Genomic DNA, 23,612 nt, shown 5'->3' with positions numbered 1-23,612 from the left:
TACCGCTGACCGGCCGGGTCGGCCCCGCGGTTCACCGCGCACGCCCGCCGCGTGGCGGCACGATTTCACAAGGTTCAAGGAATGAACAATTCGCTCGACATGCTGGATACCCTGCAGGACATCCTTCGATCGTGCAGCCCCGGCACGCAGTTCAGCGTCGACGCGAGCCTCGTTGCCCAAGGGCTCGGCTCGCTCGCTGCCACACGCTTCGTACTCGAGGTGCAGGCGCGTTTCGGTGTGCCGGTGTCGGTCGACGAGCTCGGCGCGGGGATGACGCTGGCCGCACTCGCCGATACGCTCGCAAGCGCGCGGCGCGACGACACCGCCCGCGCGCTCGCGGCAATGCCCGACGCCCCGGGCGGCCGGGCCGGGATGCCGCTGCTGCCGCTGCAACAGGCGTTTCTCGTTACCGCCGACCCGGACTACAGCGCGGATCCGGCCGGTTGCCATCTCTATCGCGAGTTCGACGTGACCGGCATCGATGCCGATGCGCTGGCCAGCGGCTGGACGCGGCTGGTTGCGCTGCAGCCGATGCTGGCGGTGCGGCTGGCGGACGATGGCACGCTGGTGCCGGGCGCTGACGTGTCGCCGGAGCTGGACCGTGTTGCGGACGACGCGCATGACGGCGCGCTCGCCGCGCGTCGCGACGCATGGTGGGCGCGGGCCGAGCGGATGCCGGCGCGCCCGGTGGCGGTCGCGATCGTCAGCTCGCCGGGACGGGTCTCGCTGCAGTTGAGTCTTGACGCGATCGTGCTCGACGGCTTCGGTTTGCAGCTGTTGCTGCGGCAATGGCTGAGTCTGGCAGCGGGGCGCGTGCTGCAGGCCCCGGCCGTCACCGCCGCCGAGTGCGCGAATCTGCTCAGCGGACCATTGCCGCAAGCTTCGCTCGACTACTGGCGAGGGGTGCTCGCCGACGCGCCGCCCGCACCGTTCGTCTCGCATGTCACGACGGCGCTGGTTGAACGACGCGCGGCATCCGGCAGCCAGATTCCGTTCGCACGTCGAAGCATCGAGGCCGAGCTGTCGCCGGCCATCTGGCAGCGTCTGAAGCGCGAGGCCGAGCGGCTCGGGATTTCCCCGACGTCGCTGGTCTTTGCCGCGTTCGCCGAGGTCGTGCTGGAGATCGATCGCGCCGGGTCCGCCTCGTTCGTGATGACGACGAGCGAGCGATCGCGCCTGCCGCTGGCGGCGCAGGACGTGATCGGTCCGTTTACGTCGAGCATGATCGTTCCAGTCGCGCGGGATGCGCACGAATCCGTCGACGCGTTTTCCGTGCGGCTGCATCGCGAGGTATGGGCCCATCTCGCGCACGGCGCCGTTCCGGCCGTGGTCGCGCTGCGCGAAAGCCCGGCATCGGCACCCGCGCGCGGCGTGCCGGTGGTATTCACGAGCCTGCTCGGCATCGAGGTGGACGCGCAGGCCGCGCTGCGCACGCGCGCCGCCAGCTGCCAGACCTCGGGCGTGGCGCTCGAGCATCAGATGTGGGAAGCGCACGGCGCGCTGCGACTGCATTGGGACGTGGCCGACGCGATGCTTCCGCCGGGGGCGGCCGGCCTGTGTCTCGACCGGCTGCTCGCGCGCTTGAGCGCGATCGGCGCGAGCGCGTCGGCCGGCGCCGCACTGAACCGGCTGCAGCAGGCGTATTTCGTCGAGCGCAGCGCTGCGCTCGACGCGCAGCCGTGCTGTGCGGTGTTTTCGTTCGACGCGGGCGGGCTCGATCGCGCGCACGTGGAAGCGGCCTGGCGTGAACTCGTCGCCGCGACGCCCGCGCTGCGCAGCCAGGTCGGCACCGATGGGAGCGTGCGAATCCATGCGGCCAGCGATGTCGTCGCGGGGCTCGGCGTCACCGAGGTTGCCGAGGCCGCACTGACGGCGCAAGGCGAGGCCTTGGAGCGGACCCTGCTGACGCTTCCGTTCCCGCCCGGTCGCTGGCCGCTGCAGCAGGCCCAACTGTTGGCGACGCCGTCCGGCGGCGCCGTGCTGTACGTTTGTTTCGACCTGCTGATGCTCGATGCCAGCAGCATCCACGGGCTGGTGGCGTCGCTTGCCGCGCGTTTGTCCGGCGGCGCTGGCGTGCCGGTGCGCGCCGCCGCCGCGGAGGTGGCATGGCCGGACGTCACGATGCGCGACGGATACTGGCCGGCGCGGATCGCTACGCTCGCGGCGGGACCGGACCGGCTCGCGGGCGCCGCCGCGCGGTCGCCCTGGACACGCCTCGAGGCCGCGTTCGACGGCTATGGCGCATTCCACGCCGCGTGCCGCCAGGCCGGCGTCGATGTGGACGATGTGCTCGTGGCGGCAATGGCCGCGGCGTGGCGGCCCGAGTCGTCGCGGCCGTTTACGCTGCCGGTCGTGTGCTGCCGGCCGCAGGACGACGGTGTGCGCCCTGGCGAGGCGTCGCAGATGGCGTGGCTGAGCTTTTCGGATGGTGCGCAGCCCGGTGCGATCGACTTGCGCGCGCCGCTGCCGGAACTGGCGCGAGCGATCCGGCAGCGCCGCGCGGACGATCTCGCCCACGGCGGCATCGAAGGTCTCGGCGCGCTCTCGGTGCGCAACGCGCAGGTGGGCGAGCCGCTTGCGCTGCCGGTCGTCTATACGGGCATCGTCGAATGGGGCCGCGTTGACGAACGCGTGGCGAGCACGCTGCGCTGGCGTACCGCGACGCCCGGCATTTCGGTCGATGCGGTGGGGCTGTCGGTCAACGATCGCCTGCTGATCGGCTGGGATTGCCGCGAAAGCGATTTCGCGCCCGACACCGCGCGGCGCGCGTTCGAGCGTTATCGCGCGGCGCTCGCGCACGTGCTGGCCGAGCCGCAGGCGCTTGGTGGCGAGATCGCGCCGCCGGCCGCGCCGTTGCGGCCTGTCCACCTCGCATTCGAACGGGCCGCGGCTGCACGGCCCGATGCACCGGCCGTGTACTGGCGCGACGGCGAGCACTGGACGTTCGGGCAGCTCAATCGGCGAGCCAACGCGATCGCGCGCCGTCTGCGCGAACTGGGCGCCGGCCCCGGCACGACGGTCGCCATCTCGATGCCGCGCACGCCGGCGCTGATCGCCGCGACGCTCGGCGTGCTCAAGGCCGGTGCCGCCTATGTGCCGGTCGAGCCTTCGCTACCGGCCGCGCGCACGGCACGCATGATCGAGGTGGCCGACTGCCGGCTTGCGCTCGTGCTGTCCACGCGCCCCGCCGACGCGACACTGCCGACCCAGGTCCGCTGCGTGGCTGTCGACGCGTTGCCCCATGGCCCCGATGACGAGCGCAATCCCGACGTGATCAACGATGTCGATTCGCTGGCCTATGTGATCTTCACGTCGGGCAGCACGGGCGAGCCCAAGGGGGTGGCGGTCAGCCACCGGCCGCTGCTGAACCTGCTCGACTGGTGCCAGCGCCGGTATCGCTTCGGCAGCGACGACCTCGGTGTCTGCGTGACTTCGCTGGGCTTCGATCTTTCGGTATTCGACATACTGGGCCTGCTCGGCTACGGCGCAGCGCTGTATCTTGCCAGCGAGGCCGAGCAGCGCGACCCGGCGCTGCTGGCGGCGATCCTGACCGACTATCCGGTGACGTTCTGGAATTCGGCGCCGACCACGCTCGATCAGGTCAGCCGCCATTTCGACGACCTGCCGGCCGGCGCCGCGCGCGACGCGCTGCGTCTCGTGTTCCTGAGCGGCGACTATACGCCGCTGTCCTTGCCGCCCACGCTCGTCGCCGCGTTTCCGCGCGCGCGCCTCGTTTCGCTCGGCGGCGCGACCGAGGCGACGGTCTGGTCCAACTTCCACGAGGTCGGCGAGATCGATCCCGGCTGGCGCAGCATTCCGTACGGACGACCGATCGACAACGCGCGCTACTACATCCTCGACGAGGCGGGACAGCCGTGCGGGCACGGCGTCGAGGGCGAACTCTTTATCGGCGGCGCGGTTTTGAGTCTCGGCTATTACCGCCGGCCGGAACTGACGGCCGAGCGCTTCGTGCGCGATCCGTTCGTGGCCGACCCGACGGCGCGGATGTATCGCACCGGCGATCGCGCGTCGTTCTATCCGGACGGCAGCATGTCGTTCTGCGGCCGCGTGGACCGTCAGGTCAAGGTACGCGGCGTACGCATCGAGCTCGAGGAGATCGAGCATGCGCTGCGCCAGTATCCGCGCGTGCGAGAGGCGGTCGTGATGGTGCGGCAGGATCCGTCCGGCGACGCGAAGATCGTCGCCTATGTCGACAGCGAAGCGGAACTCGATCCGCGCGCGTTGCGCACCTTCAGCCAGTCGGCGCTGCCGGCGAGCATGGTGCCGAATTTCGTCCATGTGATGCGCGGCTTTCCTGCGACCAGCAACGGCAAGCTCGATCGTCAGGCGCTGCCGTGGCCGTTGCCGGAGAGCGGGGTGCCGGCGTGCGTCGCGCCCGATGCTGGAACCGGTGCCGCGCCGCCGGCAGACACGGAGTGCATGGATCACGCGGTCGGCGGCGTGGCCGCGAAGCCCGCCATTGCGGCCTGCGCGCCGTCCAGCGAGGCCACCGCGGCCACCGCGGCGCCCGACCTCGACACCCTGACCGGCAGACTGGGCCAGCTGTTCGCGCGCTTTCTCGGACGCGAGCCGGACCCGGCGCGCGAACTGTGGGAACAGGGCGCTACCTCGTTCACGATGGTCCAGGTCAGCGGCGCGCTGCGCGCCGACTACGGCGTGCGTCTGCAGGTCGAATGGCTGACGCGCGACCCGAGCGTGGCCGGCATCGCGCGGATGCTCCAGTCGCATCTGGCCGGCGCGAGGCCAGTGCCGTCGGTGCAGGCCTCGCTCCGCCCGGCGGTCGCGACGCCGCAGCCGGAGCCAGTCCGCCCGGCGGACCACGAGCGCGTGGACGCGCTCGATCCCGTCGCGAAGCAGGCTTTCCTCGATGCCGGCCTCAATCGCCGCGCGGATCTCGACGGACAGGCGCGCGCATCGTTGGCGCCGGTCGACCTGCCGCAGCCGTGGTTCGACTGGCGCGGCGCGCAGCGCGACCTGGCCGACGGCGTCGTATCGAAAGCGCAACTGGGCCGGCTGCTCGGCTTGCTGGCGAGCCGGCGCACCGGCGCGCGCGACGCGCGACTCTATCCGTCGGCGGGCGACACCTACGGCGTGCAGATCTATGTCTGGCTCGACGCCGGGCGGGTGGACGGCTTCGATGCCGGCTACTACTGGCTCGACACCGCGGCCGCGGCGCTCGTGCGAGTCGGCCGGGCCGTGACGTTCGCGCGCGAAGCGCAGTTCATCTACAACCGGCCGCTGCGCGACCGGGCCGCGATGGCATTGTTCCTGGTCGGCGAGCCGCGTGCGATCGCGCCGCTCTATGGTCCGGATGCCGAGCGCTTTCTGCTGCTCGAAGCCGGATACATCGGCCAGTTGCTGATGCTGGGTCAGCATGAAAGCGGCCTCGGACTGTGTCCGATCGGCAGCTTCAATACGGCGGACGTGCAAGCGAACCTGCAACTGCACGCCGATCAGACCGTGCTGCACAGCTTCCTGCTGGGGCCGGTCGCCTACGTGCCGGCACCGGGGGTCCCGGCGCCGCTTCGGATTGCAGGCGATGCGGTGGGCCGGCCACGTGCGCCGGTGTCGATCGTCGGCCACTCATTGCGCTATCCGGGCGCGGCGACGCCCGACGCGTTCTGGGCGCTGCTCAGCAATGGCGAGCGCGCGCTGCGCGAGGCGCCGCGCCGTCACGGCATCGGCGCGCACCAGCGGCTGGCCGGCGGCTTTTTCGACCGGATCGACGGCTTCGATGCGCTGGCGTTCTCGATCGCGCCGAACGACGCCGCGCAGATCGACCCGCAGACGCGACTGCTGCTGGAAGTCGTGCGCGAGTGTCTCGAGCGGGCCGGGCACGACGCGCGTTCGCTGCAGCAGGCGGGCGAGCGGGTCGGGGTGTTCGTCGGCCACTTGTGGCAGGACTACCGGCAATACGGTGTGGGTGCCGCGGGCCGCGTTGCCGCGATGACGGCCAGCGGTTCGGAAATCGCCCACCGGATCTCGGCCGTGTTCGGCTTTACCGGGCCCAGCCTCGCGATCGACACCGCGTGCTCGTCAGGCCTCAGCGCGCTGCATCTGGCTTGCACCGCGCTGGCGAACGGCGACTGCGACAGCGCCGTTGTCTGCGCGGTGAACCTGATCGCGCATCCGTCGCACATCGACGCGCTGAGCGCGCTCGGCTTCGTCGCGGCGCGCGTGCCGGCCGGCGCGTTCGACGGCGACACCACCGGCTGGGTCATCGGCGAAGGGGCGGGCGCGCTGCTGCTGCGCCGCGCCGACGCGGCCGATACGCACGCGGACCGGGTCCTCGCGCAGATCCTCGGCACCCATCTCGAACAATCCGGCGCGCGCGCCGCCTATGGCAGCCCCAGCGAATCGGCAATCGAGGCGGGACTGCGCGCGGTCCTGCGTCGCGCGAACCTCGACAGCGGCGAGATCGATTACGTCGAATGCGCAACCGCCGGCGGCCCGGTAGCCGATGCCGCGGAGTGGCAGGCACTCTCGCACGTGTTTGGCGATGGCGTGCTGGCCGGGACGGTCAAGCCGAACATCGGCCATCTCGAGGCGGCGTCCGGCCTGTCGCAGTTGTCGAAGGTCCTGCTCCAGCTCGAATACGGGATGCTCGCGCCAACCCTCGTCGCGCCGTCGAGCTCGCCGCTCGTCGAGATCGACGCCGGTCCGGTGCGCATGGTTCGCGGCCTCACTGCGATGCCTGCGCGGCGAAGGGCCCCGCATCTGCTGATCAACGCGATCGGGAGCACCGGCGCCAGCGCGCAGGTGATTCTGGCCGCGCCGCCGGCCCGCGCGCGCGTCGTGGCACAGGGGCCGCGCGTGGTGCTGCTGTCGGCGGCGTCGGTTGCACGGCTCGAGGCGCTGGCCGATGCGTGGCTGGCCGCGCTCGAAACGGCCCGCGACCTCGATGCGTGGGAGGGCGTGTGCGGCACGTCGCAGCTCGCCCGCGCCCATGGCGAATATCGGCTGGCGATCGAAGCGGCCGATCGCGACGAAGCCATCGAACTGCTGCGCGCGTACCTGCGCAGCAGCGGCGATCCGCGCGTCCATGTCGGGCGCGCGGCAGCCGACAAGTACGGCGTCGCGACGCAGGCCGCCGGGTTGCGCGGCGCGTTGCATGACTGGCTCGCCGGCCACACGATCGAATGGCGTGCGTTCTGGAGCGCCGTGCCGCCGCGGGTGCCGTTGCCGACGTCGCCGTTTGCGCGCGAAGCGTATTGGCTCGATGCACCCGCGCTCGCGCCGGCGTCTGACGAAGCCGGCGCGCCGGGGCCGGACTGGCGCGCGCGCCTGCGCGCCGCGTTCGCCAGCGCGAGCGGGATCGCGGAACCGTCCTTGAACGACCACGTCGCACTCGAACGCTACGGTCTGAATTCGCGCATCGCGACCGACGTGATCGCGGAACTGTCGCGGCACGCGACGGCTGGGCCGTTGCCGGCCACCTTGCTGTATGAATGCCGCGACCTGGCGGCGGTCGCGGCGCGGCTCGCCGAAATCGACGCGCCGGCCAGCGGTGCCGACGCTTCCCGCGTCGTCGCCCACGCGGCGGAATCCGGCACGGCCCACGCGGACCGCGCGGTCGCGGTGATCGGCCTCGCGGGCCGCTACCCGGGCGCGGACGACGTCGACATGTTGTGGCAGCGGCTCGTCGCCGGCGCGGACCTGGTCAGCGGCTTGCCGCCGCAACGGGCCCGCGATATTCCCGATCATGCGCTGCTGATGCAGGGCGCGTTCCTCGACGACGTGGCCGGCTTCGATCCGTTCGTGTTCGGCATCGCCCCCCGCGACGCGCACCGGATGGATCCGCAGGAGCGCGTGCTGCTCGAGACCGTCTGGCACGCGTTGGAGGACGCGTGTTTGCCGCCGTCTCGGCTGCGCGCCGAATTCGACGGCAAGGTCGGTGTGTTCATCGGCGCGATGCACAACGACTATCCGCTGCTCGGTATCGAGGCCGGCACGCCCGCGCGCCCCGTTGACGCGGGTGCCACGCCGGCCGGCATGGCCAATCGCATTTCCTACCATCTCGACCTGCGCGGCCCGAGCCTGACCGTCGACACGATGTGCTCGTCGTCGCTGACGGCGATGCAGCTCGCGGTCGAAGCGCTGCGCGCGGGCCGTATCCGGCTCGCGATTGTCGGGAGCGCGAGTCTCGCGCTGCATCCGAACAAGTTCGTGCAACAGGCGCGCATGGGGATGACCGCGAGCGACCGGCGCTGCCGCAGCTTCGGGCTGGGCGGCGACGGCTTTATCCCCGGCGAGGGGGCGGGCGTCGTGATCCTGCGCTTGCGCGACGACGCGCAGCGGGCGGGCGATCGCGTCCACGGCGTGGTGCTCGGGTGCGCGGTCAATCACGGCGGCAAGGTCAACGGCTACACGGTGCCGAATCCGCAGGCGCAGGCAGCGCTCGTGCGCGCGTCGCTCGACGACGCCGGCGTCGCGGGCGACAGCGTGTCTTATATCGAGGCCCATGGCACCGGCACGGCGCTCGGCGATCCGATCGAAACACGCGCGCTCGATGCGGCGTTCTCGCTCGCGCAGGCAACCGCGCCGCTCGCGATCGGTTCCATCAAGTCGAACCTCGGGCATCTCGAGGCGGCCGCCGGGATCGCTGGGCTGACCAAGGTATTGCTGCAGATGCGTCACAAGACGCTCGCGCCGTCGCTGCATGCGGCGGCCGGGAATCCCGACATCGACTGGCGCCGCTTCGTCGTGCCGCTGGCACCGCAGCCGTGGCTGCCGCGCATCGACGGCGGTCGGGCGGTGTGGCGTGCGGGCGTCAGCGCATTCGGTGCCGGCGGCAGCAATGCGCATGTCGTGCTGGAGGCCGCGCCGGACCTGACGCAGGCAGCCACCGACGCGACGGGGCCCCGGCTGCTCGTGCTGTCGGCCGCGACGGACGAGGCGCTGCGGTTGACGGCGGGCCGCCTGGCGGCGTTCCTCGCGCGCCGCGACCGGGAAACGCCGTCGCTGGCGCAGGTCGCCGCCACGCTGCAAGCGGGCCGCGAGCCCTTGCGTGAGCGCTGGGCCGCGCCGTGCGACAGCATCGAAGCGGCGATCGCGCTGCTGCGGGCGTTCGCCGACGGCGAGACCGTAGGCGTGCGCGGCCAAGCCGTGCCACAGGCCGCGACGTGCGATGCCGCCCTGCCGCTCGATGTGCTCGCGCGGGCATGGGTATCCGGCCAGCACGTCGACTGGCCGCGGGCTGCGGCGTGGGCCGCGCTTCCCGGCTATCCGTTTACGCGGATGCGTTGCTGGATCGACGCGCTCGACGATGGCGTGGCGCCGCCGGCACCCCCCGTTGCGCTCGCGGAGCGCGTGTGGCGACCCGCCGGTGATCCGCCTGCAGCGGCCGGCGGGCACGACGACGGCCCGGTGCTCTGCATCGCCGGCCAGACGACGCGCGCGCTGGCGGACGCACTGGCGGCGCAGCTCGCGCCGCGCCGCGTGCAGGTTCGGGACGCGGCCGATGCCGGCATGCGCGAGCGGCCCGCGACCGTGTTGATCCTGACCGACCTCGAAGCCGGCGGCGGCGCCTGGCAGCCCGCGTTCGAGGTCTGTGCGGCGCTCGCGCGCGGGTCGGCCGTCGCGCCGCTGCGGATCGTGCAGGTGGTGAGCGGCCTGCATGGTCCGTCGGCCGAACCGGGCAGCGGCTCCGGCGCGGCGCTGGCGGGCCTGCTCGATGCGCTCGCCGCGGAACACCGCGGGACCATATGCTCGGTCGTCGACGTGGGACCGGTCGTGCTCGGCGACCGCGCCGCTTGCGAAGCGCTGGCGGCGATGCTGGCCGGCGAGGTCGCGCGCCCCACGGCGGGCGATCTCTGTCTCTCGCCGCTCGGCAGGCTCGTGCCGGCGTGGCAGCCCGTCGAACGCGCGCCGGCGTCGTGGCGGCCGCGCGCCGACCGCGCGTACGCGGTGACAGGCGGCACGCGCGGCATCGGCGCGCGGCTCGCGCTCGAGCTGGTGCGATGCGGCGCGCGTCGCATCGCGCTGCTGGGCCGAACCCGCACGACAGAGACCGACGCCCTCGTCGGCGCGCTCGAACGGCAAGGCGCGCGCGTCGTCGTCCATTACGCGTCGGTCGACGACGAGGTGGCGACCGGGCACTGGCTGACGGCGATCGAGCGCGACCTGGGCCGGCTCGGCGGCGTGTTTCATTGCGCCGGCGTAAGCGCGCGCGGCCATGCCGCGCTGGTCGACCGGCCCGCCGATGCGATTGCGGAGGTGATGGCGCCGAAGGCCGGGGGCGTGGCCGCGCTGCTGCGCGGCGTTGCGACGGCGCAGCCCGATTTCATCGTGCTGTTCTCGTCGATTTCGGCCGTGGTCGACGAGATCGGCGCGGGCGTCGGCGACTACTCGGCCGCCAATCGCGCGATGGACCGGCTGGCCGAGCAATGGCAGCGGCGTGGATTTCCGCAATTGAAGTCGATCGCCTGGCCGGCCTGGCGTGATTCGCGGGTCGATGCGTCCGTGATGGCGGCGATGCAGCGTCAGGGGCTGCCGCTGCTGTCGGATGCCGAGGCATTCGACATTCTGTGGCGGACCATCGCGCTGTCGGGAGCGGCCCGTTACTGCCCGGTCGATGCCGCGCTGCTCGCGTCCGGTCCCGTGGCGGAAGCGCCCGCCACGGCGGAGACATCCGTACCGGTGCCGCCCGCCGCCGCAGCGCCGATGCATGCATCCGGCACGCTTGCGCCGGACTGGCTGCGGGAGGTGCTCGCGAAACGCACCGGCTTGCCGATCGAGCGGATTCCGGCATCGGCGAGCCTTGCCGAACTCGGCGTCGAGTCGATCATGCTGGGCCGGCTCGTCGAGGATATCGAGGCATGCATCGGTGAGCCGCTTGCGCCGGGCCTGCTGCTGGAACATCCGACAGTCGATGCGCTGGGTGCGTATTTCTCCGCGAGGGGAATCGGCGCGCGGCATGAATCGAACGGCCACACCGGCGACCGGTCTGCGTCCGCTCACACGGCGCCCGCCGCGACGGGGCCGTCGGCGGCAGCCGGGGCGACGCGAATCATGCGCGACGAATCAGCGCCGGCGCCTGTCGCCCCGCGCGCCGATCAACCCGCGTCTGCGTTGGCGCAAACGGTGCCAGCCACACCGAACCGGGACGCGGTGGCCATCGTCGGTATGGCCGTGCGCCTGCCCGGCGCGCCCGATGTCGAGGCGTTCTGGCGTTTGCTCAGCGACGGCCGTTGCGCTGTCACCGAGGTGCCGGCGGGACGCTGGGATACCGCGGCGCTGTTCGATCCGGCGGGCGCGGCCGGCTCCAGCGTGTCGCGCTGGGGCGGTTTCGTCGACGATATCGAGATGTTCGACCCGGACTGCTTCGGCCTCGGCGAGGAGGAAGCGCTGGCGATGGATCCGGCGATTCGCCTGTTCATGGAAGCGGCGCTGAACTGCCTCGCCGATTCGGGACGGGAACCGGCCGACGTGCGGCGCAGCAATACGGGCGTGTTCGTCGGCGCGCGAATGGGCCGCTACGGGCGGCGCGTCGAGCACGCGGGGCTCGATGCCGGGCTCGGCGGCGATCAGAACTTCATCGCGGCCCATCTGGCGCATTTCCTCGACCTGCGCGGCGCCAACATGGTCATTGATTCGGCATGCTCGTCATCGTTGAGCGCGCTGCATCAGGCCTGCCAGGCCATCCTGTCCGGCGACGCGGAACTGGCCTTTGCCGGCGGCGTCGACGTCCTGCTCGACGAGGAGGTCTACGTACAGTTCACGCGCGCCGGCGCGCTGTCGCCGACGGGACGCTGCCGCACCTTCGATCGCGGCGCCGATGGCTTCGTGCCGGGCGAGGGCTGCGCCGTGTTCCTGCTCAAGAGGCTCTCGCACGCGCTGGCCGACGGCGACCGGATCCGCGCGGTCATCGAGGCGAGCGCGATCAATAACGACGGCCGGACGATGGGCCTGACCACGCCCAACCCCGACGCCCAGAAGGACGTGATTCGCACGGCGCTGGCCCGGGCCGCGCGGCGCCCGGACGAGATCGGCATGGTCGAGACGCACGGCACGGCGACGATGATCGGCGATCCGATCGAGTTGAAGGCGCTGAACGACGCCTACCGGCACGACACGACCCGGCGCGGCTACTGCGCGGTCGCGAGCGTGAAAAGCAATCTCGGCCATCTGTTGAGCGCGGCCGGCGCCGCCGGCCTCGCGAAGGCGGTGCTGGCGGTCGAGCACGGGCGGGTGCCGCCGACGCTGTTCTGCGACGCGCCCAACCCGCGTTTCGACCTGGCGCATTCGCCGTTCTTCATTCCGCGCGAGTGTGCCGCGTGGCCATTGCCGGGGCCACGCGTGGCCGGCGTCAGTGCGTTCGGTCTCGGCGGCAGCAATGCGCACGTGATCGTCGGCGAGGCGCCCGCGCACGCAGCCGTGCGGAGGCCGCTCGCGCCGCCGGTGCTGCGCCGCCGGCGCTTGTGGCTCGAACGCGACGGACAGCGCTCGAGCGCGCCGCCGCCCGACCCGTCGCCGCGCCCCGAAGCCGCGCGCGCGGCCGCTCCTTCGTCGTTGCTGAGCCTCCATTTCGGAGATGCGCTCGGTGACGCCGCCTCTTACCCTGAATTGACGACATCGTGAACAACCCACCTATTCTTTGTACGCTGCGGCTCGCGCATACCGATCTCGTAATGCAGAACCACCGGGTCCACGACGTGTCCGTGATGCCCGGCGTGGTGTTTCTCGACCTGACCGCGCGGGTGCTCGAGGCCCGCGGACATGCGTGGACGGGCTACGCGCTGGAGCGGGTGCTGTTCAGCGAACCCGTCGTCACGTCGGCAGACGGCGATCGCGAACTGCGCGTGCGCATCTGGCTGCCGGAAGGCGACGCAGGCTCGGTGCTGGTGGACAGCCGGGTCTGGGGCGACGACGGCGCATTCGCCGAGAACATGCGCGCGGCGCTCGTCGTGGATCGCGACCCGCCGATGCCCGCGCTCGATGTCGCAGTGCTGAAGGCACGCATGACGGACGCGCTCGACATGAGCGAAATGTACCGTCGCGCCCGGCTCGAACGGATCGATCATCGCGCGCCGATGCGTTGCACCGGCCGCCTGTGGAAAGGTGGCGGCGCGCTGCTGGGCGAGCTGCGGCTCGAAGTGCCGCCGGAACCGGGCTTCCATATGCATCCGGCCGCGCTCGACGCCGCGACGATCGCCGCCTACGCGCAAACCGAGGCCGCGTTCGACGCGCCATTCATTCCGGTCTCGATCGACCGCGTGCGACTCGTCGCGCCGCTGTCGGAGCAGTTCTTCCTGCATGCGCCGGGCACGGAAGTCCTGGCCGCGACGGGCGACGTAATCAGTAACGACTACGATCTGTACGACCGCGACGGACGGCATTGTGCGAGCTTTCGCCGGCTCGCCTGCAAGCGGATTCGTCAGCCCGATCTGATTACCCGGCTGCTGCTGCCGCGCGCGCGGGCGACAGGTGACGCGCGTTCGGCCGACGCGCCGGCCCCCACGGCCGATCTGGCCCGGGCCGGCTCCTATGCGGCGCTGCTGCGCATCTGGATCGCAGAGATTCTGTCGATCGAACCGGCCTCGGTTGCCGCGCACGTCGGCTTCTACGAGCTCGGGCTGGGTTCGCGCGACCTGCTCGCGCTGGCGACGCGGCTCGAACAGGTCGTCGGTCACGAAATCTATCCGACGCTGCTGTTCGAGCATCGCGATATCGCGGCCCTCGATGCGCATCTGTTGGCCAGCTTCGGCCCGCTGACCGTCCACACGGCTGCCGAGCCCGTGAAGCCTGCGCCCGCCGCCGCGCCCGTCGTGGCGCAAACCGGATTCGCGGCGCCCGCCTGGATTCCCGATCCGCGCCGCCCGGCCTCGCCCGGCGCCGCGCGGATCGCCGTCCACGGGCTGCCCGCGCACGCGTTCGACAGCCTGCGCGACGCCGCGCGCGAACGGCGCGGTGTGGACGTCATCGCGCTCGACGATCCGGAGTCCCTGGCCGCGCGCGGCGACGGTGCGCCCGATGCGCTCGTCTGGTTCGGCGATCAGGACAGCACGCCCGACGTGCAACTGGCCGCGCTCGCGCGCTGGACCACGGCCTGTCATCACGGCGCGCGACCGATCGAGCTGCTGGTCGTCGAGCGCGGCGAAACCGCGTCCGTGACGCTGCACGGGTTCGCCGCGTTCCTGCGTGGCGTGCGCGTCGAGAGCCCGCGCATCGCGGCGCGCGCGCTGCTCGTTCCGGAGCACGGCTGGCAGCACGCAGTCCTCGACGAGCTCGCGCGGGCGGGCGACGCATTTCCCGCGACCGCGGGCCTTGTCGCGGCGCTGCCGGACGGGTCCTCGCGCGTACGCGCGCTGGTGCCGCGCACCGTTGCCACCGGCGACGCCGGCGCGCGCACTCCGGTGCTGCCCGACGGAGCGGTATGCGTGATCGCGGGCGGGACGGGAGGCATCGGCGTGCAGCTCGCGCACTGGCTGGCGACGCAGGCGCGGGCCCGCGTGATCGTGGTCGGCCGCTCGGAACCCGATGCCGCGCTGCTGGCCGAATGGGCGCGGACGCCTGCGCCGGCCAGCATCGAGCATGAACGCTGCGACGTGACCGACCGGGCGCGGCTCGATGCGGTGCTCGACCGGATCAGGCAGCGTTTCGGCGGGATCGACGCGGTGTTCCATGTGGCGGGAGTGCAGTCGGACGCACTGCATTTCACGGTCTCGCCGGAAGCTTGCCGCGCGGTGACCGGGTCGAAAGTGGCGGGTTTCCAAATACTCGACGAAGCGACGGCGCGGGACCGGCTGACGCTGTTCTGCGCGTTTTCGTCGCTGGCCGCATGGCGCCCGAACCCGGGGCAGGGCGTCTATGCGTTCGCCAACGCGATGCTCGAGGCGCTTGCCGAGCGACGGCGACTCGATCCGACGCGCAGCGGCACCACCGTGGCCCTTGCATGGCCGTTGTGGGCGGACGGCGGCATGCGCCTGAGCGGCGCGGATCTCGACGAGGCGATGGCGCGCACGGGCCTGCGTCCGCTGCCGAGCGCCGACGCGTTCGCGTGCCTGCAAGCCGCGCTGCGCCCGCGGCGGGAGGACGCGACGCTCGCGGTGCTGCACGGCGATGCGGCGCGTTACCGCGACTGGCTGTCGCGCGAACGCGGCGACGACGACGGCGATGCCGTGCCGCTCGCGGCCGGGTCGGCGCGCGAGACCGGCACGGCGCCGACCGAGCGCGCGGACGAGATCGCGATCGTCGGCCTGGCCGGCCGCTATCCCGGCGCGGACGATATCGACGCATTCTGGATGCGTCTGCGCGACGGGCACGACGCGATCACCGAAGTGCCCCGCGAACGCTGGGATCATGCCGCGCTGTTCGACCCGCAGCGCGGCGTCGAAGGTCGCACATACGGACGGTGGGGCGGCTTTCTCGGCGATATCGAAGGCTTCGACGCGACGCTGTTCCAGATGTCGCGGCGCGAAGCCGAACGCGCCGATCCGCAGGAGCGCCTGTTCCTGGAGACCTGCTGGACGCTGCTCGAGGCCGCCGGCCATCCGGCGGGCGCGCTGGCGGACCGGAATGTCGGCGTGTTCGCGGGCGTGATGTGGAATCACTACCAGCTATGCGGCGATCCGGATCAGGTCGCGCCGGCCGCCATGCATGCGTCGGTGGCCAACCGCGTGTCGTATGCGCTGGACCTGCGCGGTCCGTCCATGGCGGTCGACACCGCGTGCTCGTCGTCCTTGACCGCGATCGGCCTCGCGATCGATGCGCTGCGGGGCGGCGCCTGCACGATGGCGATCGCCGGGGGCGTCAATCTCGCCGTGCATCCGCAGAAATACCTGCAGCTCGCGCAGGGCCAGTTCCTGTCCGACGATGGGCGGTGCCGCAGCTTCGGCGCGGGCGGCAGCGGCTACGTGCCGGGCGAGGGCGTCGGCGCGGTCCTGCTGCGCCCGCTGCGCGACGCGCTGCGCGACGGCGATCACGTGTGGGGGGTGATCCGTGGGCATGCGCTCAACCACGCAGGCCGCACCAGCGGCTTCACCGTGCCGAGCCCGGCCGGGCAGGCCGAGGTCATGTCGCGCGCGCTGCGCGATGCCGGTATCGACGGTGCCAGCGTGTCCTACGTCGAGGCGCACGGCACCGGGACCGCGCTGGGCGATCCGATCGAAATCGAGAGCGTCGGCCGCGTGCTGGGTCGCGAAGGCGGCGCGACGCTGCCGATCGGGTCCGTCAAGTCGAACGTCGGGCACCTCGAAAGCGCGGCGGGCATCGCGGCGGTGACCAAGGTGCTGCTGATGGCGCGCGCGCGGCAACTCGCGCCGTCGCTCCACTCGAGCGAGCTGAACGGCGCGGCGAGGATGGCGCAGTTCGGCCTGCACGTACAGCAAGCGCTCGCCCCGTGGCAGCCGAGCGCCGGCGCGCCGCGGCGGGCCGCCGTATCCGCGTTCGGCGCCGGCGGCGCCAATGCGCACCTCATCATCGACGAGCCCCCGGTTCATCCGGCAGCCGCGGAGCCCGCCGGCGAGGGCGCGCAGTGGCTCGTCCTGTCGGCCCGCGACGCGGCGGGGCTGAGCGACTACGCGGGCCGGATGGCGCAGGCGCTCGAGGCGGCGCCAGGCCACACCGGGCCCGACGCGTTGGCGATCGCGGCCGAGCTCGTCAGCGTGTCCGCCACGGATCTCGGGCCGGACGAGACGCCGCGCAGCCTGGGCATCGAAGGCGCGGATCTCCAGGCGCTCGTGCGGCGGCTCGGCCGCGAGGTCGATCCCGACGCGCCGCTCGCGGGTGCCGGCGCGGGCGGTCGTCATCCGCTACGCCTTGCCGATATCGCCTACACGCTGCAGGCGAATCGCAGCCATCTGACCCACCGGATCGCCTGCCGCGCGGCCGACCTCGGCGACGCGGTCGCGCTGCTGCGGGCCTACGTGCGCGGCGAAGTCGTGGCGGGCGTGCTGACGGGGACGGCCGACGCAGCTGCGGCCGCCACGCCCGTCGCGGCGGATGCCAGTCCGGTCGAGCGCTGGGTGGCCGGGTACGACGTCGACCTCGCAGCGCCATGGGCCAGCGCGCGCGTGCGTCGCGTGGCCCTCCCGGTGCCCCGCCTGCTTCACGCGCACGGCTTCTGGATCGGCCGCTGGCAGCGCGAGGGGGCTGCCCAGGCGCCGGCGCGGGTCACGTCGCCCGCCCCCCGACACTCCGAATCAACAGGACATTCCAACATGATCGATGTGGCAGGCAGCGACCCGGTCACCCTGAAGGTGCTCGCCAATGGCGTGGCGCTCGTCAGGATGCAGGCGGTCGCGGATAACAACATGTTCACGCAGGCGCTGCTCGACGGCCTGGCGGCGGCGTTCGGCGCGATCGAGGCCGACCCGGCCGTGCGCGCGGTGGTGCTGACGGGGACCGACAAGGTGTTCAGCATGGGCGGCACGCCGTCGGCGCTCGAACGCCTCGCGCGCAAGGAGGGCAGCTTCACGGACGTGCCGTTCCTCTACGAGGGACTCGCGCGCTGCCGGGTGCCCGTGATCGCCGCGCTGCGCGGCCACGCGGCCGGCGGCGGGCTGACGTTCGGGCTGCATGCCGATCACGTCGTGCTCGACCGCGACGGCACCTACAGCGCCAATTTCGTCAAATTCGGCTTCACGCCGGGCCTCGGCGCGACCTATGCGCTGGAACGCCGCTTCGGCGCCGCGCTGGCCGCCGAAATGTGCATGACGGCCGCCGCCTATGCCGGGCGCGACCTCGAGGCCTTGGGCGTCGCCCTGCGATTCGTCGACGGGCCGCAGGTGCTGCAGAGCGCGTTGCGGATCGCCGATGCGATCGCCGAACAGTCCGCGCCCGTCGTCAACGCGCTGAAGCGCGAACTGGCCGAGCGGACCGGCGCCGATCTCGCGAAGGTGATCGCGCGCGAGGCCGCGATGCATGACGCGGTGCTGCATGCCGATCTCGTGTCCGGGATTCGCGCGCGAACCGGACACGCCGAGCCCGACGCCGCCCCGCCCGAGGGGCGCGCGCACGCCGAGCAGGCGGCGCCGGCCGCGCCGCGCGTCATGGCCAGGCAAGCCGGCGCGAACCCGGCCGCCGACGCAGTGAAGCCGCGCGTCCGGAACGAGATCGAGACGACGCTCTGCCGGAATCTGTTTGTGCATCGGAACGAACTCGACGCGCGTCGGACCTTTGCCGAGATGGGGCTCGATTCGCTCGGTGCCGTCGAAATCGTGCGCGACCTGAACCACGCGTTTGGCCTGAATCTCGATTCGGTGCTGGTCTACGATCATCCGACCATCGACGCGTTGGTCGACCATGTCGCTGCCGCGCAGGCAGCGAGCGACGGCCTGATCGCCATCGCGCTCGATGCGCCGGCGCAGCCGGCAGCCGCCACGCGCGAGGCGCTCGATCCGGTGCGCGAGCCCGTTGCCATGCCGCTGTCGCTGGCCAGCGTGGTCGCCGCTGCGAGCCGCGCGAGTGTCGAGGTGCGCCCGACGGCGGACATCGCGCCGCCCGCGCTGTCTTCCGCGCCGCCGCTGCGCCTGAAGCTCGCGCCGACCGCGGATGCGGCGCTGCCCGACCAGCCGGCGCTGGACGCCACGCGCGGCGCGGGCGAACCCGGGACGACCGAGTCCGACACCACGCCGGACGAGGCCGAACCTGATGCCGCCGAAACCGGCGCCCCGCCGGCCACCGCGGCGGACGACGCCATCGCGATCATCGGCCTGTCCGCGCGCTACCCGGGCGCGACGAATGCCGACGCCTTGTGGCGCAACCTCCTCGACGGCACCTTCAGCGTCGAGGAAATCTCGCCCGAGCGCTGGGACATCGCGCGCTTCTACGATCCCGATCCGACCACGCCAGGCAAGACGAGCAGCAAGGTGGCCGGCCTCGTCACCGATATCGACCGGTTCGACGCGACGTTCTTCGGCATTTCGCCGCGCGAAGCCGAACTGATGGATCCGCAGCAGCGCGTGTTTCTCGAACAGGCGTGGCGTGCGCTCGAGGACGCGGGTCACGCGGTGGGACCCGAGCGACGCGTCAATTGCGGCGTGTTCGTCGGCACGGCCGCGGGCGATTACATGCAGTTGCTGCAAGCGGCGGGTGCGACCGACTCGGGGCAGGTGTTCCTCGGCAATGCAGCGTCGATTCTCGCCGGCCGGATTGCCTACTTCCTGAACCTGGAAGGGCCGACGGTCGCTGTCGATACGGCCTGCTCGTCGTCGCTCGTCGCGCTCCATCTCGCGTGCCAGTCGATTCGCGGCGGTGATTGCGACATGGCGGTGGCCGGCGGCATCGCGCTGATGGTCACCCCGCAGATGCACATCTGGAACAGCAAGTCCGGCATGCTCTCGCAGCTCGGGCGGTGCGCGTCGTTCGACGCGTCGGCGGACGGATTCGTGCTCGGCGAAGGCGCCGGGCTGGTGGTGGTCAAGCGGCTGTCGGCCGCGCTGGCCGATCGCGATCGCATCTACGCGGTGATCCGGTCGAGCGGGATCAATGGCGACGGCAAGACGAACGGCATCACCGCGCCGTCGGCCGACGCGCAGCTCGTGCTGCAACGTCGCGTGCACGCGGCGGCCGGCGTGTCGCCCGACGATATCGCCTATATCGAGACGCACGGCGCCGGCACGCAGCTGGGCGACCCGATCGAACTGAAGGCGCTCGCGGGGCTGATGCGAGGCCGCAGCGCGACGCTGCCGCCCTGCGGCGTCGGGTCGATCAAGTCGAACCTCGGCCACACGACGCTGGCGTCGGGAATCGCCGGGCTCATCAAGGTCACGCTCGCGCTCCAGCATCGCGAGATCCCGCCCAGCCTGCATTTCGACACGATGAATCCGAACATCGAGCTGGGCGGCGTGCCGCTGGAGGTGGTGACGACGCGTCGCGCGTGGCCCGTCGGGCCGAGCGGACGCCGCATGGGCGCGGTCAACAGCTTCGGCATGTCGGGTACCAACGCGCACTTCGTGCTGGAGGAGGCGCCGCCGGAAGCCGCGCGGCCGCACGCCGGCGATCTCGTCGACGAAGGCCATCTGCTGCTGGTCTCGGCGCGCACCACCCCGGCATTGCGCGCACAGGTCGAGGGCCTCGTCGCGGACCTCGAGCGCGGCGCCGCGCTGAGCGATGTCGCCTATACGCTCGGTGTCGGGCGCGCGGTCTTCCGCAAGCGGTGCGCGATCGTCGCCGGCGACGCCGTCCAGGCGATCGCGCTGCTGCGCGGTGCGCTGGCCGAGGGAACGCTGGAAGGCGTTCACTCCGCGCATTGCGCAGCGGAGGATACGAACGCCGGATTCGATCGGGCGCTCGACGGCGCGGCGCTGACCACGCTCGGCGGGCGCTTCTGCAGCGGGCAGGCGGGTCTCGACCCGAGCGGCTTCTTCGGGCGCCGCAGCGGGCGGCGCATCGCGCTGAGCGGCTACCCGCTGGGCAACCAGCGTTTCTGGGTGCCCGATTCGGCCGGCGCGGCGCCGTCCGTCGTCGCGCCGGGCGCCACCGGCCCCATCCGCGCGCTTCTGGAGAACACCGTCAAGGAGACGATCGACCCCGACACGGACTGGGTCCGCGACCATTGCGTTCAAGGGCAGCACTGGGTGCCGGGCGCAGCGATCCTCTACTACAGCGCACGCACCCAGCGCTTTCGTCCCGTCGAATTGTCCGATGTCGAATGGCTGACGCCCGCCCGCGTGGCCGGCCGCGTCACGCTCGAAATACAAGGCAGCGTCGATGACGAGGGACGCTACGACATCGAGATGCGCATCGCCGGCCAGCCGTCGTTTGCGCGTGCCCGCTGCGTTCCGCAGGGGGCCGGCCGGCCGCGGCCGCGCATGGCGCTGGACACGCTCGTCGCCGGCTACCCGCGCGCGATCGAGCACGACGTGCTCTACGACCGGTTCGCGCGCGCCGGCATTGCATACGGGCCCGGCTATCGGCTGATCACGCGCGTCATGCATGACGCGCAGGGCGCCGTCGCGTGGCTGCGCGCCGATTCCGGGCGGGGGATGATCCAGACCCTCGACGCGATCCTCCAGGTCGTCGCGGTCCTCGAAGAGGGAACGGCGCTCAAGCTGCCGCGCCGGATCGACACCGTGCGCCTCAATCAGTCGCTCGATGCTGTCGTGACGGTGGTCGCGCAGCGGATCGGGGACGGCTGCTATGACGTGACCGCGTGCGATCGGGACGGCAATACGGTGCTCGAAGTGTCGGGCTTCCGGCTCGTGACCTCGCCGGACGGCGGCAGCCGCCTCTATGAGCCGCGCTGGCGCGAGATGCCGTCCGGCGCTGCGCAGCCGTCCGGCGAGCGGACCTATCTGCCGCTGGGTCCCGATGCGCATCGCGCGTTACCCGAGGCCGTGACTGGCGAACTCGTGATCGACGCGCGCGCGCTCGGCGAAGCGGAACCCGCCCAGACGCTCGAAGCGGCGCGCGCGCTGTTCGCCCGGCTCTGCGCCCCGCAATCCGACAGCCTGCGGGTCACCGTGCTGACGGCCGGCGCGGTCCCGGTCGATGCCACGGCGCCGGTGCGTCCGGTGCAGGCGGCGCTGGCCGGCATCGCCCGCACGGCGGCGGCCGAGCGCCCCGGGCTGCGGCTCCAGGTGATCGACCTCGCGCATGACAGCGCCGCGTCGCGCGAGGCGCTGCCCCTGCGGCCCGCCGGCCTGCCGGGCCTGGTGGCGCTGCGCGGCGGCCGCTGGTACGGCCGCGTGATGCGGCCCGTCGCGCATGTGACGCCGCACCGGCTGCTCGGGGATGGCGAGACCTGCGTGATCGTCGGCGGGGCCGGCGGGATCGGCTTCGCGCTCAGCAAGGAGCTCGCGCGCATGCATGGCGCCGCGCTCGGCTGGATCGGGCGCCGGCCGCTCGACGAATCGATCCGCGCGCGGATGCGCGAGATCGAGCAACTGGGCGGCCGCGTGATCTACGTGTCGGCCAGCCTCGGCGACGAGGCGGCGCTGTCCGACGCGGTGCGCGTGATCCGCAGCCGGTTCGGCCCGATCAGCGCGGCGATCCACAGCGCGCTCGTGCTCGATGACGCGACGCTCGACACGATGCGCCCGGAGCAACTGGCCAGCGTGCTGGAGCCGAAGGTCGCGGGATGCGCGAATCTCCATCGCAGCCTCGAAGGCGAACCGCTCGACAAGTTCGTGCTGTTCTCGTCGGTGTCGTCGCTGCTCGATTCGCCCGGACAGGGCAACTACGCGGCCGCGAGCGCCTATCTCGATGCATGGGGTGGCGAGCTGCGCCGCCGCTGCGGCACACCGGTCTTCGTCGTCAACTGGGGTTACTGGGGCAGCGTCGGGATCGTCTCGGGGCCGCGCTATCGACGCGAAATGGCCGCCCGCGGCGTGGGTTCGATCGAGCCCACCGACGGCTTCGCCTGTCTGCGGATGCAGCTCGGCGCCGGTTTGCCGCAGGCCATGGTGATGAATGCCGATCCCGGCCGTTTCGCATCGTTCGGCTTGACGCTTGAAAACGCGGCGGCTCCGTCCGTCGCGACCGTGGTTCACTCGATACAGGGGAATTCGATGTACACAGATGGAGGCAAGCCGTCGTCGGGCGGGCCGTTGCCGCATGGTGCGCCCGCTACGGCGCGGCCGGCGGCCGAGCGATATCTCGCGGGCGTGTTCGCGCGCGTGCTGAAGTGCGATGCCGATGCGCTCGACGTGAACGAAACCTTCGACACGTTCGGCGTCGATTCGCTGCTGGGCATGGATCTGCTGCGCGCGCTGCGGCAGGATTTCGGCGAGCTGCCGTCGACGCTGTTCTACCAGAAGCTGACGATCGCCGAAGTGGCCACATACCTTGTCGAGCACAAGGGCGATGCGCTGGCCGCGCTGGCGGGTGCCGTCGCGATGCCCGCCGACGATTCAGGCGCCGCGGCGCCAGACGTGCAGTACGCGCCGCGGGCGGCAATGCCGGTCCCGGCGGCGAATGCCAGCCGCGCGAGCGTGACCGCGCCGGCCGACGCCGTCGTGCTCGACTATGTGCGCGGCGTGTTTGGCGGCGTGCTCAAGCTCGAGCCCGACGCACTCGATCCGCACGAGACCTTCGAGTCGTACGGCGTCGATTCGCTGCTCGGCACCGATGTCCTGCGCGCGCTGAAGGCCGATTTCGCAGACCTGCCGTCGACCTTGCTTTATGAACGGCTCACGATCGCCGAAGTGGCCGGTTACCTGCGTACCGAGCGGGCCGCCGAGGTCGCGCGGCGGCTGACGCCGCGATCGGGCACCGTCAATGACGGCGGGCGTGCGGCGTCTGCGGACGCGCATGGCGCCGACGCGGGCCGTTTCGTACCGGTCGGCGAGCCGGCGCCCGTGACGCCGGCGGCGCCGACGGCATTGACGGCGCGGCCCGCGCAACACGCCGGCCGGCGCGACGGCGACATCGCCGTGATCGCGGCGGTCGGACGCTATCCGGGCGCGCCTGACCTCGATGCATTCTGGGACAACCTGCGTGACGGTCGCCGTTCCATCGTGGCCGTCCCGGCCGAGCGCTGGGATGCCGATGCGTATTTCGATCCGACGCCGCAACCGCATCGCAGCTACGGCAAGTGGGGTGGCTTCATCGACGGCGTCGATCAGTTCGACCCGAAGTTCTTCGGCATCCTGCCTAGCCAGGCGACGGCGATGGACCCCCAGGAGCGCCTGTTCCTCGAAAGCTGCTGG

At 71.9% G+C, this 23,612-nt stretch carries 2 protein-coding genes (1 of these 2 running past the window's edge); both read left to right on the top strand.

The window, feature by feature from the left end:
• Positions 1 to 81: 81 nt before the first annotated feature.
• On the top strand, positions 82 to 12,600 hold the full coding sequence (locus AC3WLY_RS20145; RefSeq protein WP_492310511.1) for an amino acid adenylation domain-containing protein: 12,519 nt from the start codon (positions 82 to 84) through the stop codon (positions 12,598 to 12,600).
• Positions 12,597 to 23,612, top strand: partial view of an SDR family NAD(P)-dependent oxidoreductase gene (locus AC3WLY_RS20140; RefSeq protein WP_492310512.1) — the 5' portion only. The gene runs 9,819 nt beyond the window's last position; 11,016 of the gene's 20,835 nt are visible here — the first part of the coding sequence; the start codon lies at positions 12,597 to 12,599; its stop codon lies off the right edge, out of view. The genes AC3WLY_RS20145 and AC3WLY_RS20140 overlap by 4 nt, the downstream gene beginning before the upstream one ends.

This window comes from Burkholderia sp. FW306-1C-G01B (assembly GCF_058781685.1).
This window is presented reverse-complemented; position numbering and strand designations above follow the sequence as displayed.

Bases quoted from the DNA above. Each gene is read 5' to 3' on its own strand.
- AC3WLY_RS20145 (WP_492310511.1), top strand. From the start codon at position 82: ATGAACAATTCGCTCGACATGCTGGATACCCTGCAGGACATCCTTCGA.